Raw genomic sequence first — 16,630 nt, 5'->3', positions numbered from 1 at the left:
TATAAAGCAGTTACTTCATACCGATAAACGTCGAGTTTGTCACTTAAATCCTTGCATAAATTGCAAGATGGCTAATTCAGTTCCGTAAGGGTGTAGCCAATTCCGCGCACGGTCTTAATTAACTCATTAGCTAATTTTTTACGTAAATGATGAATATGGACTTCGATTGAATTACTGCCCACCTCATCCCAGCCATAGGTGAGTTGTTCAAGCTGATTACGGGTTAACACTCGACCAGCCGACTGAGCAAGTTCGAGTAATAATTGAAATTCTCTGCGTGAAAGGGGCACATTTTGATCGCGAAAAATCACTTCTCGCGTGTTGAGATCAATACTTAATGCACCAATATTTAAACTGTTATGGTCTAGACCATATTGACGGCGCACAATTGCCCTTATACGTGCCGCCAACTCACGCACATCGAAGGGCTTACCTAAATAATCGTCGGCTCCGACATCTAGGCACTCCAATTTAGTATCAAAATCGGTATTCGCGGTCAGCACTATGGTGGGAATCGATACACCCTGCGAACGCCATGTTTTAAGGAGTTCTTTACCATTACCGTCGGGAAGGCCTAAATCAAGCACAATAGCGCTAAATGTTTCATTTTTTATTCCCACTAACGCCTGCTGATAGCTACTTAAGTGATCCACCTGCATGCCCATTTTGGCAAGGTTGAGGCAAATTCCCTGGGCCAATAACTCATTATCTTCCACTAACATGATACGCATGATGATGCCCTATCGAAAAAGACTAAACTGAACCGATTGCTCGGTTAAAAAGGCTTCTGCCTGCTCACCCTGCAACATTGCCATGGTGGCGAGCATTCCCGCGGTAACGCAATTGGGTCCAAGAACGGTCACCGACCGTGGCGCACCGCGCACAGGATATCCGGTTCGTGGATCAATGATATGCCCATAACGCCTGCCATCGACCTCAATAAAACGCCTTGTGTCACCACTCGTCGCTAAAGCACCTTGTGTAATAGCGAGCACTTTGGCTGCACAATCAAGGCGATGCGGATCTTCAATACCCACCTGCCATGGGACTGAATGCGCTACAGGACAAGCAATATCACCGCCAAAATTCACTAATACCGAAATCTTAGGGTAGGATTCCGCCAGTTCATAGGCCACGCTGTCAACCGCGTATTCTTTTGCAATCCCCCCCACATCAAGTTGCATACCCGTGGGGATTTTTAGCTCGTGTGAATTAAATTCAAGGCGTTCAAATCCCACTAAAGATCGCGCTGCGGCGATATCAGCCATTATGGGCAGAGTGGCGTCCGGAGTAAAACGCCACACTTGCATCAATGGACAAGCAGAAATATCAAATAGCCCGCCACTAAGCTCAAAACATTGTTTTGCAAAGGATAAAAGTTGCCAGGTTTCTTCATCGATGGTCACTGGTTTGCCTTGAGCATGATTCAACTGCCACAGGTAATTACCTTCAATAAAACGGCTGTATTTTTGCTCGATGCGAGACGCCTCCCGAGCTGCCATATCGAGCATATCGTAGGCAATACTCTCATCATGACTGGCAATGAGTAACTCGCATGGGCTGGCCATTGCCCTAAATTCCCCCAAGAATCCCCAATCACGGCGCAGGAGTCGATATGGCGCACTTGGAGAAAATGATGGCATTTCGGGTTCCTTATGGTGGTGCTTAATGTGGCTTCACCGATGACAGGTTTAAATACAAGTCTTACATACAGGAACTGGGCAACTCAGTTGCCCAGTTCAAACCGTAATAACGTGAACTAATTAGCACAGTTTAGCTTTAAAAAGAATAACTAAACTGTGCAGTAATCGCCTTTTGAGTCGGAAACAGATCATAGTTTTGCAACTGACCAGGGAGCTCGGTGCCATTGTTTTTCGGATCTTGTTGATAGTATTCCAAGCGGTATGTCATCTCATGTCCGCCTGACAAACGGTGACCAAACTTAACCCCTACCGTATAGGCGCTCATATCCCCAATGCGGTAATCAGCACTAGCGAACTCAGGCAATGGTGACTCCGCCATCAAAAAAGGTTGATAGAAATTCACCGCAGCTTGTTGATAGTAACGAAGATGCAACTGACCATAAAAACTGCCACTGAAGTAATAACGATAATGGGTTTCTAAGGTGTGTGAGGTTAAATCCCAATCATCGGTAGTATAGCGATAAGAAAAATCGACCACTCCCGAATCGAGCGCGCCTTTAGTCATCATATAAAAACTGTGTTTTAAGCGTGAATCTGGACGATTCTCGTAGACGATATTCTCGGTCGTACCGTTATTGTCTACGACACTTAAGACTTTGTAGGGATCGGTTAAATAGCCACTGACACTCGATAAACCATAGTTCGCTTGCAATAACCAACGCTGATTAAGAATTTGAGTGATACCCAACATCAAATCAGCAGTTTGTTTATCATCGCTACTAGTTTGGCGAGTGGCATCAAATGCACTGCGATAAGCTTCATCGCTGGTAAAGTTATCGCGGATCGCCATCGTTGATAACGCTACAGGCCTGCCACCAACAGGGTCAACCACATCGAAGCTATATGAGGTGCCTAAAAACAGCGTGGTGTTGTCCTTATTAAAGCCACGCTCGACACCTGCATTAATCCCCATCGACATATAGTCGAATTCCTTAGAAGCATAAACACCGCCATTGACCTTCCAATCGGGATTCAGTACCTGCGACCAGTTCGCATTTGCCTGCACTCGAGTGTCGTGGAAAGTATCATCGAGCGGGGTTTCTCCCGCTGCTACGGTATATTGGCCATTGCCTGAAGGACGGGTAAAGGTTTGACTGTTACTTTGAGCGACAGCGCCCGAGGCTGAGGCCCCCGTTAAGCTATCAACCACCAGCTTAAGGTCAAGTACACTGTCATCACCAAAGTTTTTCTGTGCCGTACCTATGGCTTCAATCGCTTGAACTCTGTCCTGTTCACCGTAATACATGAGTGCGGCATCAACTTTCCAGTCATCGATATTTTTCGCCAGCTCGGTTGCGTGACCATTGGACGCGAACAACCCACAACTGGCTAAGGCTAACGCGCTAGCGATCTGTTTTGTCTGCGGTTTTAGTTGCACAATTTGCGAGTCATTTTTGTCTAACTTATTGTTCTTATTTGTCATGGCTGACAACACCTTTATGTCACTGAAGCTTATTTAGACGAAAACCTAAGGTATTAACGATTATTAAATTAAGGTTTAGTTACAACCGCATCCACCACCAGCAAAAGCTCGGCCACCACTACTACCTTCTTTACTGAAGTAAATATGATCATCTAACGCCTGATCTAACTTTTCGCTATCAAGCGCCATATCACTACGCGCAAACTGCCCTCTTTCCCACGGCTCAACCCCTAAGCTTGAACAACCACTCACTCCTAGCATCACTAACGAGACAGCAACTAATGTGATTTTGCGCATAGATCACTCCTTCAAAAGATTCACCAGTTCTTGTTCATAATCGGCAATATTGTCTTGGTAAAAACCGACATGCTGATTTACTAACTTGCCTTGGCGATTAAAGATAAAACTACTGGGCATACCCAATAAATCGAAGCTACGTGCGACATCGCCTTCAGGATTAAAGCGCACCGTAAATTGGGCTGGTACTTGCTTTAAAAATGCATCGGCAAGGGCTTTGTCGGTATCAAGGTTAATGGCTACCACCGCTAACCCTTGCTCTTGATACTTTTGCTGCATGGTATTCATCCAAGGAAAAGACTTACGGCAGGGTCCACACCAAGAGGCCCAAAAATCGACGTAAACGACTTTTCCTTTAAATTCATTCAGTGAAACAGTTTGATTTTGTGCATCAAAGACAAGGTGTTCAAGTGAAGGAGCGGCAAGTACGCTTGCACTAAATAATCCGAGGAACAACACGAGTTTTTTCATAGGCTATCCATTTATCACAATACAGTTCGAATTTATTAACTGAATCTTAAGGTTTGCTTAAACTTAAAAAGAATAAATAAAGTCTTTATGCCACATGGACATCTGAGCCATCAATTGGTTGGAAAGTGAGCTCTAACGGCAAAAATGTTAAAAGTGAGACATTTTGTCCCATTAGCAAAATCGAAATTAGATCTGAATCATGTTAATTTAATGTCAAAATCAGTTTAATCACATCTCTGAAAAATTCTTGATATGCATCAATAATTTTCTAGTGCCTAGCGCCTAAACTGCATGTGTCAATTATGTAAACCCTTAACAATTTACATTCCAACAACAAAAGGTTGACCCATGGACACACATGCAGCCCTCTATGAACAGGGAAAGGCGCGCTTAGATGCGTTGCGCCAATTAGCTCCCCGTCAACAGCAAACATTACTCGATAAATTACAACAACATGGCATCACACGCCGTGACTTCATGAAATGGAGTGCGATGGTAACGGGTATGCTCGCCCTACCACTCCCCTTTAGTAACTTAGTTGCAGAGGCCGCCGAATTAGCCGACCGTGTACCCTTAATTTGGTTACATATGGCTGAATGTACTGGTTGCTCCGAATCCTTAGTTCGTGCCGACACCCCCAATCTAGATTCGCTGATCTTCGATCATATCTCCTTGGAATATCACGAAACCTTGATGGCAGCTGCGGGTTGGCAAGCAGAGGAAAACCTCGAGCACGCCTTAGAAACCTACAAGGGTCGCTACCTGCTCGCGGTGGAAGGCGCGATACCGACCGCCAATAACGGCAGCTTCTTGACCGTGGGCTGTAAAGGCCATACAGGCTTAGAAATAATCAAACATGCCGCCGAAGGCGCCGCAGCGATTATCTCTGTGGGCACCTGTGCATCCTTCGGTGGTGTACAAGCCGCCTACCCGAACCCCACAGGGGCTAAGGGCGTGCACGAAGTTGTGAGCAAACCCGTGATTAACTTAGGCGGTTGCCCACCAAGTGAAAAGAACATTGTCGGTACTTTGATGTACTTCATCATGTTCGGCAAATTACCTGCACTGGATATGTTCAATCGTCCAAAATGGGCTTATGGCGCACGGGTACATGATAACTGTGAACGTCGTGGCCGTTTTGATGCCGGTGAATTCGTTGAAGAATTTGGCGATCACGGTGCAAAAGAAGGCTACTGCCTCTATAAAGTGGGCTGTAAAGGACCTTATACCTATAACAACTGCCCCACTGAACGCTTCAATCACCATACCAGTTGGCCTGTGTTAGCTGGTCATGGTTGTATGGGCTGCTCAGAACCTAATTTCTGGGATGATATGGCTGACTTTGAGAAACCCCTTGGTCGTCAACTGCTCCATGGATTGGATGCAACCGCAGACACCGTCGGTGCGGTGATTTTAGGCGCGACTGTCGTCGGCATTGGAGCCCACGCTGTTGCCAGTATTTTTGCCAAGCCGCTGGAGGAATAACCCATGAGCAAGCGCGTTGTTATCGACCCTATCACCCGTATCGAGGGTCACTTACGTATCGAAGTTGAAGTTGATGAGAATAATGTCATCAACAAAGCATGGTCATCCTCTACGTTATGGCGTGGTATTGAAGTTATTCTCAAAGGCCGTACGCCTATGGACGTGGGCCTCATTGTGCAACGTATCTGTGGTGTATGTACTTATTCGCACTATCGCTGTGGTACCGAAGCGGTGGAAAATGCCTTAGGGATTCAAATTCCCTTGAATGCAAAGTATCTTCGCTCGCTGATGCAAACATCGCTCTATATGCATGACCATATAGTGCACTTCTATCATCTCCATGGCTTAGATTGGGTCGATGTGGTTTCAGCACTCAGTGCAGACCCCGCTAAGGCCGCCCAAGTCGCCCTCAAATATACCGATAAGCCTATCGCCGCTGGCGAAGGTGAATTAAGGGCTGTGCAAGAGCGCGTAAAAGGCTTTGTCGAAACCGGAAAACTTGGTCCATTCGCCAACGCTTATTGGGGTAATGGCACCTATAAGTTTACCCCTGAACAAAACCTGATTGCTCTATCTCACTACCTTAAAGCCCTTGAAGTACAAAGGGTTGCTGCCGAAATGCTTGCAATATTCGGCGGTAAACAGCCACATCCTCAATCATTAGTTGTCGGTGGTGTGACTTCTGTACGCGATATGTTGAGCCCTGCACGTCTGCAAGAATGGAAGCAAAAACACGCAATCGTAACAGACTTTATCCTGCGTGCTTATCAAGCCGATATCGTGATGGCAGCCGAAGCCTTTGGTACTGAGCCTAGCGTGCTAGGCGGCGTCAATGTTAAAAACTTCATGGCTACCCATGACTTTGTGCTCGCTAATGGCGAATATATGTTCGACCAAGGCGTGATTATGAATGGCGATTTAGCAGGTGTGAGTGATATTAACCCTGATCTAATCGCCGAAGATGTCAGCCACGCTTGGTACAATGCTGATGCGCCGCAACATCCGTATGATGGCACCACCATTCCAAACTATACCGGCTTTGTTGAGCGGGATACGGTTTACGGCAAACTGCCAACCTTAGATGGTGATGGTAAATACTCTTGGGTGAAATCACCTCGTTATCAAGGTGAACCTGTCGAAGTGGGCCCACTGTCTTGTTTATTAGTCAGTTATGCCCGTGGCAATAAAGTGGTGGTCGATGCCGTCAATGCTTTGCTTGCACGCACAGGTCTCCCAGTAGAAGCACTCTTCACTACCCTAGGCCGCACGGCTGCGCGGATGCTGCAAACCGTGATCGTCGCGCAGGAAGGCCTGAAAACCTTCGATGCCTTGTTAACAAATATTCAGTCAGATGAAACCACCTATGTGAAACCCCATATCGATCCAAGTAAAGAGTATGTGGGTCACGCCATGATTGAAGCGCCCCGCGGCATGCTAAGCCACTGGATCCGAATCAAAAATGGTGTCATTGAGAACTATCAAGCCGTGGTGCCTACTACCTGGAACGCAGGTCCCGTGGATGCTAATGGCAAGATAGGCCCCTATGAAGCCTCACTGATTGGTTTGAAACTGGAAGATCCCACTAAACCCCTTGAGGTGATACGTATTATTCACTCATTTGACCCTTGCATGGCGTGTTCTGTACACGTGATGGATTTTAAAGGTCAGGCATTGAGCGAGTTCCGTGTCAGCCCCAATGGTCAATAACAACGAGGGAGGGAACGCAACATGAACCATTCTGAAACCCGCATTCGGACACTGGTTTTTAGTCCTGCGATACGGATTTTCCACTGGTTACGGGCACTGACGATTTTAGTGCTGGTGATCACCGGATTCTATATTGCTTGGCCGTTTCTTGTGGCGCCCGAAAGTACGGATGTATTAGTACAAGGTTGGATCCGTTTTGCCCATTTGATCTGCGGTTTTATCTTAACCGCAGTCACCTTGGCTCGCTTCTACTTGTATTTTTTCAGTCGTAGCGATATCGAGCGACGCTCGTTTCGTGATGTGATGAGCATTAAGAGCTGGATTACCCAACTAAAATCTTACATTTGGATGGGACATTTACATAAAGCTGGCGTTTACGGGCCACTGCAATTTGTGACCTATGTAGCAATCTCCTTTGTTGCGCTTGTGATATGTATTACTGGTCTCGTACTGTATGCCAATGTCTACCATGAAGGTTTAGGTGGCATGCTTTGGAGCAGTGCAGCTTGGATCACCGCACAAATGGGCGGGCTGGCACAGGTGAGAATTTGGCACCACTACCTCACTTGGGCATTCGTTATCTTTGTGGTTATCCACGTCTATATGGCGGTTTGGTCAGGGATACGCTTCAAACATAACTCAGTTGACTCAATTGTCTCTGGTTACGACTACCCGAAACCAGACTCACACCACTAGGAGTCCAATGAAGATATTGCTACTGGGTATTGGCAATGTCCTGTACGCCGATGAAGGCATCGGCGTACATTTTGTCAATTACATCACTGAGAATTATCAGTTTACGCACGAGTCCCATCAGCTCGAGATGCTCGATGGCGGCACTTTAGCCCAGGGACTCATTCCGATTATTTGCCAATACGATTATTTGATCGTGGTCGATACAGTCAATGCCAATGGCGTTGAAGCAGGAGAGGTCTATTTCTTCGACTTTGATAAAGCCCCGCAGGAAATTGACTGGCAAGGCAGCGCCCATGAAGTCGAAATGCTACAAACCCTAAACATGATGGAAATGGTTGGCGACAGGCCAAAAACCTTTGTATTAGGTGTTACTCCAACCGTGCTTGAACCTATGACACTCGGCCTCACCCCCAAAGTTGCATCCGCAGTTCCTTTGATGGAGCGCACCCTGTTATCCCACTTAGCCTCCCTTGGATTCACTGCGACACGCATTGCCAATCATAGTATCGACTCGCTGATCCCCGACTCCTATAAACGTGGTGTCACTCTTGGTGAAAATATAGAAGATGAAAAACATCAGATTTGATTTTACCTGCTCACGTCAGGTGCCCTTATATGCGCATTTATGTAATCAATACCTAAATTATGATGCGCTGAATATTAGCATTGGTTGCGACAACCACAATGATTTTGGTCCACAAACCTATTTTATTGAAGCCCAAGGTGAACAAGCGCCGCTAGAGCAATTGGCAGATGCGATTGCCGCTGACTTTTTAATGTCTGTTTGGTTGGTTGACTCAGGCATTAAAGTTATCGATGAGCCACAAGGCCAGCGTACCTTATTGGAGACTCATGATCCCCAAATGGATAAATCGGTTGCCGCTTTTTGCCAGCAATGTTATCCCCTGTTTGGCGATAATCAAGCGGCGCAATTTGGTGCTATTGATTTAACCTGTTCCTGTTGCCACGGTGAAACCCGCTTAACCCCTGCCCAAAAAGCCCTCACGCTAACCGATCTTAAAGCCATGGCTGAGCAGTTAATAACCCAAGGCTCATTAGCGTTAAGCTGTGAAGGTATAGCGTTAAGCTTAGAACCGTTTGCTCGCGATGCCAGCAGACCACAACTGCTGATCTGTAATCCAAACACCTTAAATGCGCATTTTTGCTTAAAGGATCATCAAGTCGTTGCGCTATCCAGCATTGAAAAACCGCTTATTTGCGCAAGACCCATTCAAGATCACCAAAAACTATTTGCGCCGCTATACGATATTTGTTTTGGCTATAGTCGCGTGGTAGCGGTTCTTAGCGAAATTTTGCGGCAAAAAGGAATTGATTGGGTTTATCTTCAAGGTCAGCACCATAGGCCCAAATTAGCTTGGGTTGATGGCGCATGGGCCCAGTTGTCCCACCAAAATGGAGATAATGCTAATAACATCAGCAAACATTTCAATGCGCCGGAGCCGTTAAGGGAAGACATTCGCTTTCTCGGTTTTAAAGCACAATGGCAAGCGCATAAAAAAACACGCTCACACCAAGGCACGCTTAGCGTACAAGTCTTATCCTCTGTAGAGAGTGAAACGAATTACGAAGGTGATCAAGAAGATCATACAATTACCGATGCAGCGCTCTTTGCTGCATTGCTAAATGGTAAATTTACCAGCCATAAGCAGGCCAAAAATGCGGCGGTGATTTACTTAAGCCATGATCATCCGAGCCAAATTGTCACCTGCGATAATAAAGGCGACACATCACTGTTTTTTGCCCTGCCTGAGCTGCCCGATAATGGATATGATATTTTCCACAGGCTCGACAGCAGCCCGCAAAAAGCGGTTGCGCAGAAGTTTAAAAGTCAGTTTCCTGATGACTACTTGAAACTGCTCAGCCTAAAACTCCACGGCAGACGCGATAATCTTCAGAGCCTATGGGCTATTGCCGCGATATTGATTGGTTTGAATCCGCAGGAAGAAACCCAGTCACAAGACTATTTGAGCGATGCCCTGATGGCGGCAGCCATGCGTTATCAGGGAGCGAATGCACCGCGCATCGATTACCCTCTCACCAAAGGCGAAGCCCATCGAAGCCTTAATTGGTGCAAAACCCTTGGCACACTGTTGAGCTTTAGAGTGGCTGGCCACAGCGACCCAAGCCAACTGGCTTTTGCGATGCAGGACTCCCTCGCCGATTACCTTGCCAATTGGCTTGAGCATATAGACTTAAATATTGGAGTTCAGACAATTGCTTTAGCGGGTAATGAGTTAGCTAACGAAACCCTCTGTAAACGCATGAGTTTACGCTTAGGTAAAAACTTCCCGTTACTGGTCAATCGTAGTCTCGACTTAGAGGGAGATAACCTTGCTGTAGGTGCGCTGTATGTTAAGCAGCGGCAATTAAACACCCTTGGATAAATACTTAACATTCGTGTTTGCCCCAGAGATATCGCAACATTAGAGGATAGATTGTTATCTTCTAATGTTGCGAACAAACCTAAAAGAAGACTGAAATTGAAACAAGCAGCCTCATCCGCTAACCAACAGGATATGATTGAACGTCGCCAACTGCATATCACTGGCATAGTACAAGGCGTGGGCTTTCGGCCTTTTGTCTACCGCTGGGCAACCGATTTGCAACTCACTGGCACAGTACTCAATAATGCCAAGGGCGTGATGATAGAACTGCAAGGACCGAGCGCAAAACTGGATATTTTTATCCAAGAGTTAGCAACTAACCCGCCACCACTGGCACGTATCGACCATATAACCCATGGACAGCTAGCGGTAAAATTAGCGGAGACACACTTCGAGATTGTTCAAAGCGATAGCCAAAGTGATGAAACAAAAGACCCTAGCTTAGCAGCACTGGTTGCCGTGTCGGCCGACAAAAGTACCTGCCAGGATTGCCTAGGCGATATGCGCAATCCACAGGATCGCCACTTTGGCTATGCCTTTACTAATTGCACCAATTGCGGCCCAAGATACACGATTATCAATGCCTTACCCTATGATCGCCATCATACCGCCATGGCAGATTTCGCTATGTGCCCCGATTGCGCCAAGGCCTATCAAGATCCTTTAAATCGCAGGTACCACGCTCAGCCCGTCAGTTGCCCAAAATGTGGCCCACGCCTGAGTTTAAAAACACCTCAGGGTGAGCTAATCGCATTGACGCCCTTGCTCCACTCGCAAAACAACAGCATGGCGGTATTGGCCGCTGCGGCCAATAAGCTTGCACAAGGACACATCCTCGCCATTAAAGGGCTCGGCGGATTCCACTTGATGTGTGACGCGAGAAACAGCTTCGCAGTGAGTCAACTACGGCAGCGAAAACAGCGTAAGGCGAAGCCGCTGGCGGTAATGATGCCGAGTATTGAAATGGCAAAACAGTACGTTACGGGCACGGAGGCGGAGTGGCAAACCTTAAGCTCGCCGGAACGGCCCATCGTATTGATGCAAGCGTTGGATGAGCATGACCTTAGCCCCGAAATCGCACCCAATATCCCCAAGCTGGGTGTATTTTTACCTTATACGCCACTGCATCACTTACTGCTTAGCCAATTTAATGGCCCGCTAGTGGCCACCAGCGCCAATGTGTCGGGCGAGCCCATTATCACCGATTGCGATGCGCTTATCAGCCAACTTGGGCATGTGGTGGATGCCATCGTCGATCATAACCGACCAATACTCAACGGCTGTGATGACAGTGTTGTGCAACTTATTCAACAGCCAAATGGCAATACGCCGCAGGTGCAAGTGCTGCGTCTAGCGCGGGGTTATGCGCCATTAAGTTTTCCATTAACAGCGCCACTAACACGCTCAATCCTCGCCGTGGGCGCACAGCAAAAAAATGCTATCGCTTTCGGATTTGGTGCAAATGTGTTTTTAAGTCCGCATATTGGCGATCTTTTTAGTGTCAGTGCCGAGCAGTATTTCGAGCTCACCTTAGGCACCTTCGCCCGCCTGTATCATTTCAGTCACGAGCTGATTGTCCATGATAAGCACCCAGACTACGCACCATCGCGCTGGGCAGAAGCGCAGCAACAGAAAAGCCTTGATACACAGAGTGGAGCCTATCGTTCAATCCAAACCTTAAGCGTGCAACATCACCATGCCCACGTGCTTAGCGTCATGGCCATCAATCAATACCAAGATCCGGTATTAGGCTTTAGTTTTGACGGTACCGGTCTTGGCGATGATGGCAGTCTCTGGGGCGGTGAAGTGTTATTGACCTTGTTAGACAAAGCTGAGCGCTTAGCCCATTTTGAAGCCATCTCCCTACTGGGCGGTGAGCAAGCAATAAAACAGCCTGTGCGATTATTACTGGCACTGCTGTTTGAACAAATGAGTTTAGCGGCGGTACAAACCTTAGAGTTACCGATCCTAAAAAGCCTGACCCCCTTAACGTTAAGCAATTTGCACCGGATCTGGCAAAGTGGCAATACGATTAAAAGCTCATCAGTTGGCCGATTATTTGATGCTCTCGCCTGCGCCTTAGGATTGATTGACACCACACAATTTGAAGGCCAAGCGGGCATGCTGATAGAAGCCGCAGCAAGACGCGCCGATAAACAACATCTACCGCCACTTATCCTCGATTTACCGCTGAGTTCATCAGAGGATGACCCGCAACAAGTGCAAGTTTGGTGTAGTAGCCAACTGTTTAAACAGCTTATCGTGCACATCACTGAGGCGCCACTTTCCTCCCACAGGCAAAGCATTATCGCCCGCGCGTTTTTGCATAGTCTTGGAGATGCTATTTGTAGTTATGCTGCGCGCTATCCATCACTGCCCATTGCGCTATGTGGCGGAGTATTTCAAAACCAATATTTGCTCGAATATTGCCTCAGTAAACTTCATCTCCAAGGCAATACCGTGCTCCCCAACAAACATATCCCCGTTAACGATGGCGGTATCGCCCTTGGCCAGCTTTGGTATGGAATTCATCAAGAGGCAATATAAAAACCACAAATAAACCGCTGCTATGACATATCTGCGTAGAGCTTGATATGCGCCGTGACCAAATGGCCAAAATCTGATTGATCAGGGTCAAAACGACCTAATAACCTGACGAACATCAAAGATTCCTTTAAGGATTTGTATCACACTTAACATTAGCGTAATCAAATTAACCCTATTCGATAGCATCACCATATTGTTCGGACAACAGCTCAAATCTGTGACGAGAACAAGGAGAATGACAAGATGTGTAAAGACTGCGGCTGCTCTCTACCCCGCCACTCTGCGATTCAACAAGGGCATGATCACCATACAGGTCATACCCACGAACACAGCCATAAACATCAGGAATTGCATACCAATCCTCAGCTTAACGATAAAAAAACCTTGTCGGTGATCCATAAAATTCTCGATAAAAATGATGTAGAAGCTGCCCACAACCGTGCCCATTTCGAGGCTCACCATATTACCGCCTTCAATCTAATGAGTAGCCCAGGTAGCGGCAAAACGACCTTGCTTGAGCACTTAAAAGAGTACACAAAACTTAATTACGCCGTTATTGAAGGCGATTTAGAGACCTCCCGTGATGCTGACCGTTTAATCGCAAAGGGCATTACAGCCCATCAAATTCAAACTGGCAGTGCATGCCACCTAGACGCCTTTATGGTGCATGGTGCTTTGCATCACTTGCCGCTGGAAGGGTTAGATATTTGCTTTGTGGAAAACGTGGGCAACCTCGTCTGCCCCGCCAGTTATGATGTGGGCACCCATAAAAATATCGTGCTGCTCTCCGTTCCAGAAGGCGATGATAAGATTGAAAAATATCCAGTAATGTTCCGCCGTGCTGACCTGGTTCTGATCACAAAATGTGACCTATTACCCTACTTCGATTTCAGTGTCGACGAGGCCAAAGCCCAGCTTAAAAAACTCAATCCCGACACTCAAATACTCGAAGTCTCCATTAAAGATGGCGATTCCATGCATGCCGTTGCCGCTTGGCTAAATGAAAATCTGCGCCGAAACACTGTGGGAGAGCCACAATAATGTGCTTATCAATCCCCTCACAAGTGGTAGCAGTTGATAACGAGCGCCAATCTGTAACCGTCGATACCTTAGGCGTAAAACGCGATGTCAGCAGCCATCTTATGACTGAACCCTTGGCTATTGGTGATTATGTGCTCATTCATATCGGTTTTGTGATGAATAAAATTGATCGCAATGATGCTCTGCAAAGCCTTGAATTATATCAAGAGATAGTCGCAAAACTTGAAAATGAAACCACGCATTAAGCAACAGCCGCAGTTGTAAACGATCGCAAACCACAGACGATACACTGCGACAAGGATTGAACATGCTTGAATTAAAACAACTTTATCAAGGCTTTCGCGATCCCCAAACCATTGCCTCGCTTGCAAAGGATATTGCCCAGGTCGCTCACTCACTCGATCAACAAATCAACATTATGGAAGTGTGTGGCGGCCATACCCACACCATAATGAAATACGGCTTACTGGATTTGCTGCCGGATAACATTGAGTTTATCCACGGCCCCGGTTGCCCTGTATGCATTATGCCTAAAGAGCGGATCGATCAAGCCGCAGTGCTTGCCCAGCAGGAAGATGTGATTTTAGTGACGCTAGGCGATATGATCCGCGTCCCCGGCTCCCAAGGTTCACTTGCCAGTTTCAGAGCCAAAGGCTGTGATATTCGGCCTATCTATGACCCTTTAGACACGCTCAAAATTGCCCGTGATAATCCAAATAAAACCGTGGTGTTTTTCGCCATTGGATTTGAAACTTCCACCCCAATGACGGCAATATTGTTGCAACTGGCCGAGCAGGAAAAGCTGGCGAATTTGTTTTTTCATATCAACCATGTATTAGTCCCACCCGCAATTGATGCCGTGATGCACGATCCTAATGCGAGGGTCAATGCCTTTATTGGCCCAGCACACGTCAGTGTGATCAGTGGCGCCAAAATCTATCGCCCGGCCGTAGAGCAATACGGCACACCGGTAGTGGTCTCTGGTTTTGAGCCCGTGGATGTTATGGAGTCTATCCTGCGTATCGTGCGTCAAAAGGCCGCAGGCAAGGCAGAACTCGATATCCAATACAGTCGCGCTGTATCTGAGCAAGGTAATCTTGCCGCACAGGCAAAAGTTGAACAGTTTTTCCAGATCAGACCGCAATTTCGTTGGCGCGGGCTTGGACCAATCCCCAACTCGGCGCTGCAATTAAGGGATGAATACGCCCACAGGAACGCAGAGCTGCGCTTTAAAGACAGATTGCCCGTCAAAGAGATTGATGATCATAAGGCTTGCCAGTGCGGCGATATTCTACGTGGACTAGCCAAACCGAAGGACTGCAAAGTCTTTGGCCGCGGCTGCAATCCCGAAACCCCTCTCGGTAGCTGCATGGTCAGCTCCGAAGGCGCTTGTAATGCTTATTACCGCTATCAAGGCATCGATAGCAAGGAGCAACATCATGGCTGATGTATCAACCAAAGAGAAAGCGATTCAACTCAGCCACGGTGGTGGCGGTAAAGAAATGAATAAGCTCATCCGCGATCTGTTTTTTGCCGAATTCGATAACCCGATTTTGCGTAGCGAAGAAGACGCCGCAAAACTTGAATTACAGGGTGCGACGGCCTTTACGACGGACTCTTTCACTGTATCACCGTTGTTTTTTGCCGGTGGTGATATCGGTAAGCTGGCGATTGCTGGCACCGTTAACGATCTCGCCATGATGGGCGCTGAGCCTCAATATTTAAGCTGTAGCGTGATCATCGAAGAAGGTTTTTCGCTCAAAGACTTAACCACAATTGTACGCAGTATGGCCAAAGAGCTGAAACAAAGTGGGGCTAGAATTGTTTGTGGCGACACCAAAGTAGTACCTAAGGGCTGCGCCGATGGCTTATTTATCAATACATCAGGCATTGGGCGTATTTTACGTCCGAATATCTCGGCGGCCAATGTCGCGCCCGGCGATGCGATTATTGTCTCCCGTGATGTCGGCTGCCATGGCGCGGCTATTTTGATGGCGCGTGAGGGTCTTACCCTCGAGTCCACGCTACAAAGCGATTGTGCCACGCTCTGGCCAGTAGTCGAGCAATTGATCGCTGCTAATATTCCACTCCATGCTATGCGCGATGCTACCCGCGGCGGGCTCTCTGCCGTATTAAATGAATGGGCCGTTGCCGCCAATGTAGGCATCACAGTTAATGAGGCGAGCATCCCGGTTTGTGATGAGGTCAAAGGCTTGTGTGAACTCTATGGCTTTGAGCCAATGGATTTAGCCAATGAAGGCACCTTTATCTTGGCTGTTCCCAACGATATCGCCCTTGGTGCGTTGGAAATTATGCAACGATTTGGTCACTGCGAGCAGGCGGCCATCATCGGTACCGTCAGCGACGAACTTCCCGGAAAAGTGATCTTAAGAACGCCATGGAATACCAAACGTTACTTAGACTTGCCTCAAGGTGAACTGCTACCAAGGATTTGTTAATGCACGAGTATTCTATAGTAAGCGCCTTAATTGAACAGTGCGAGCAACATGCGCGGGCAAATCAAGCAACTAAAATTACTCGGGTAGCAATCAAACTCGGCGTAATGAGCGGTGTCGAACCCACCCTACTTCAAACGGCGTTTGAAACCTTTAAACTCGATGGGATCTGCCGCGAAGCCGAGCTTTGCATGACACTACAGCCACTGGTGATCAAATGTGCAGATTGCCAACAAGAGTCGGTGCTCGATGAGCGTTCAATCGTGTGCCCCGCCTGTAACAGTTATCATACGCGGGTATTAGAGGGTGAAGATATGCTGCTGATGCAGCTCGAAATGGAGCAAGCAGAGGATATTTAATCGATTACAAGCACGGTTTCAGTGATAAAAATGGCTTTAA

At 47.2% G+C, this 16,630-nt stretch carries 16 protein-coding genes; 11 read left to right on the top strand and 5 right to left on the bottom strand.

Features of this window, described 5'->3' with window-relative positions; translation table 11 throughout:
• Positions 1–71 precede the first annotated feature (71 nt).
• From KXJ80_RS12275 to KXJ80_RS12255, 5 genes are all read right to left on the bottom strand, one after another.
• The gene (locus KXJ80_RS12275) at positions 72–731 is read right to left on the bottom strand and encodes a response regulator transcription factor (RefSeq protein WP_037417965.1); all 660 of its coding nucleotides are present in this window, start codon (positions 729–731) and stop codon (positions 72–74) included.
• Positions 732–740: 9 nt separating this feature from the next.
• Complete coding sequence (locus KXJ80_RS12270) at positions 741–1,643, bottom strand: FAD:protein FMN transferase (protein ID WP_140907351.1); 903 nt, start codon at positions 1,641–1,643, stop codon at positions 741–743.
• 136 nt (positions 1,644–1,779) lie between these two features.
• Positions 1,780–3,126 (bottom strand): DUF3570 domain-containing protein, encoded by a 1,347-nt coding sequence (locus KXJ80_RS12265; protein ID WP_218738559.1) that lies wholly within the window; start codon positions 3,124–3,126, stop codon positions 1,780–1,782.
• A gap of 75 nt (positions 3,127–3,201) precedes the next feature.
• Positions 3,202–3,423, bottom strand: coding sequence for a DUF4266 domain-containing protein (locus tag KXJ80_RS12260; protein WP_037417959.1), 222 nt, complete (start codon positions 3,421–3,423; stop codon positions 3,202–3,204).
• A gap of 3 nt (positions 3,424–3,426) precedes the next feature.
• Positions 3,427–3,894, bottom strand: a complete 468-nt coding sequence (locus KXJ80_RS12255) for a TlpA disulfide reductase family protein (RefSeq protein WP_037417957.1) — start codon at positions 3,892–3,894, stop codon at positions 3,427–3,429.
• 348 nt (positions 3,895–4,242) lie between these two features.
• Between KXJ80_RS12255 and hyaA the strand changes: the two genes are divergently transcribed.
• From hyaA to hypA, 11 genes are all read left to right on the top strand, one after another.
• Positions 4,243–5,379: a nickel-dependent hydrogenase small subunit gene (gene hyaA / locus KXJ80_RS12250; protein WP_037427738.1), complete on the top strand. Its 1,137-nt coding sequence runs from the start codon at positions 4,243–4,245 to the stop codon at positions 5,377–5,379.
• 3 nt (positions 5,380–5,382) lie between these two features.
• The gene (gene hyaB / locus KXJ80_RS12245) at positions 5,383–7,086 is read left to right on the top strand and encodes a nickel-dependent hydrogenase large subunit (RefSeq protein WP_037417953.1); all 1,704 of its coding nucleotides are present in this window, start codon (positions 5,383–5,385) and stop codon (positions 7,084–7,086) included.
• A 21-nt stretch (positions 7,087–7,107) separates the two neighbouring features.
• Complete coding sequence (gene cybH, locus KXJ80_RS12240; protein WP_037417952.1) at positions 7,108–7,782, top strand: Ni/Fe-hydrogenase, b-type cytochrome subunit; 675 nt, start codon at positions 7,108–7,110, stop codon at positions 7,780–7,782.
• A gap of 7 nt (positions 7,783–7,789) precedes the next feature.
• Entirely contained in the window at positions 7,790–8,368 is a 579-nt protein-coding gene (locus KXJ80_RS12235; protein ID WP_144345444.1) for a HyaD/HybD family hydrogenase maturation endopeptidase, read from the top strand.
• On the top strand, positions 8,349–10,187 hold the full coding sequence (locus KXJ80_RS12230) for a Kae1-like domain-containing protein (protein WP_218738560.1): 1,839 nt from the start codon (positions 8,349–8,351) through the stop codon (positions 10,185–10,187). The genes KXJ80_RS12235 and KXJ80_RS12230 overlap by 20 nt, the downstream gene beginning before the upstream one ends.
• 132 nt (positions 10,188–10,319) lie before the next feature.
• Complete coding sequence (gene hypF / locus KXJ80_RS12225; RefSeq protein WP_218738639.1) at positions 10,320–12,734, top strand: carbamoyltransferase HypF; 2,415 nt, start codon at positions 10,320–10,322, stop codon at positions 12,732–12,734.
• A 243-nt stretch (positions 12,735–12,977) separates the two neighbouring features.
• Positions 12,978–13,775: a hydrogenase nickel incorporation protein HypB gene (gene hypB / locus KXJ80_RS12220; RefSeq protein WP_218738561.1), complete on the top strand. Its 798-nt coding sequence runs from the start codon at positions 12,978–12,980 to the stop codon at positions 13,773–13,775.
• The gene (locus tag KXJ80_RS12215) at positions 13,775–14,020 is read left to right on the top strand and encodes a HypC/HybG/HupF family hydrogenase formation chaperone (protein WP_055648372.1); all 246 of its coding nucleotides are present in this window, start codon (positions 13,775–13,777) and stop codon (positions 14,018–14,020) included. Before hypB ends, KXJ80_RS12215 begins: the two co-directional genes overlap by 1 nt.
• A 62-nt stretch (positions 14,021–14,082) precedes the next feature.
• Positions 14,083–15,222: a hydrogenase formation protein HypD gene (hypD, locus tag KXJ80_RS12210; protein ID WP_218738562.1), complete on the top strand. Its 1,140-nt coding sequence runs from the start codon at positions 14,083–14,085 to the stop codon at positions 15,220–15,222.
• The gene (hypE, locus tag KXJ80_RS12205; RefSeq protein WP_088585671.1) at positions 15,215–16,234 is read left to right on the top strand and encodes a hydrogenase expression/formation protein HypE; all 1,020 of its coding nucleotides are present in this window, start codon (positions 15,215–15,217) and stop codon (positions 16,232–16,234) included. Before hypD ends, hypE begins: the two co-directional genes overlap by 8 nt.
• A complete protein-coding gene (hypA, locus tag KXJ80_RS12200) occupies positions 16,234–16,590 on the top strand; it encodes a hydrogenase maturation nickel metallochaperone HypA (protein WP_037427750.1) in 357 nt (118 codons plus the stop codon). Before hypE ends, hypA begins: the two co-directional genes overlap by 1 nt.
• The last annotated feature ends 40 nt before the right edge of the window (positions 16,591–16,630 follow it).

The organism is Shewanella xiamenensis, assembly GCF_024971755.1.
Taxonomy (GTDB): domain Bacteria; phylum Pseudomonadota; class Gammaproteobacteria; order Enterobacterales; family Shewanellaceae; genus Shewanella; species Shewanella xiamenensis.
Note: the sequence above shows the minus strand (reverse complement) of the source record. Positions and strands in the feature narration are given on the sequence as shown.

Coding starts and splice junctions, on each gene's coding strand:
- KXJ80_RS12275 (WP_037417965.1), bottom strand. CDS start 731: ATGCGTATCATGTTAGTGGAAGATAATGAGTTATTGGCCCAGGGAATT.
- KXJ80_RS12270 (WP_140907351.1), bottom strand. CDS start 1,643: ATGCCATCATTTTCTCCAAGTGCGCCATATCGACTCCTGCGCCGTGAT.
- KXJ80_RS12265 (WP_218738559.1), bottom strand. CDS start 3,126: ATGACAAATAAGAACAATAAGTTAGACAAAAATGACTCGCAAATTGTG.
- KXJ80_RS12260 (WP_037417959.1), bottom strand. CDS start 3,423: ATGCGCAAAATCACATTAGTTGCTGTCTCGTTAGTGATGCTAGGAGTG.
- KXJ80_RS12255 (WP_037417957.1), bottom strand. CDS start 3,894: ATGAAAAAACTCGTGTTGTTCCTCGGATTATTTAGTGCAAGCGTACTT.
- hyaA (WP_037427738.1), top strand. CDS start 4,243: ATGGACACACATGCAGCCCTCTATGAACAGGGAAAGGCGCGCTTAGAT.
- hyaB (WP_037417953.1), top strand. CDS start 5,383: ATGAGCAAGCGCGTTGTTATCGACCCTATCACCCGTATCGAGGGTCAC.
- cybH (WP_037417952.1), top strand. CDS start 7,108: ATGAACCATTCTGAAACCCGCATTCGGACACTGGTTTTTAGTCCTGCG.
- KXJ80_RS12235 (WP_144345444.1), top strand. CDS start 7,790: ATGAAGATATTGCTACTGGGTATTGGCAATGTCCTGTACGCCGATGAA.
- KXJ80_RS12230 (WP_218738560.1), top strand. CDS start 8,349: ATGAAAAACATCAGATTTGATTTTACCTGCTCACGTCAGGTGCCCTTA.
- hypF (WP_218738639.1), top strand. CDS start 10,320: ATGATTGAACGTCGCCAACTGCATATCACTGGCATAGTACAAGGCGTG.
- hypB (WP_218738561.1), top strand. CDS start 12,978: ATGTGTAAAGACTGCGGCTGCTCTCTACCCCGCCACTCTGCGATTCAA.
- KXJ80_RS12215 (WP_055648372.1), top strand. CDS start 13,775: ATGTGCTTATCAATCCCCTCACAAGTGGTAGCAGTTGATAACGAGCGC.
- hypD (WP_218738562.1), top strand. CDS start 14,083: ATGCTTGAATTAAAACAACTTTATCAAGGCTTTCGCGATCCCCAAACC.
- hypE (WP_088585671.1), top strand. CDS start 15,215: ATGGCTGATGTATCAACCAAAGAGAAAGCGATTCAACTCAGCCACGGT.
- hypA (WP_037427750.1), top strand. CDS start 16,234: ATGCACGAGTATTCTATAGTAAGCGCCTTAATTGAACAGTGCGAGCAA.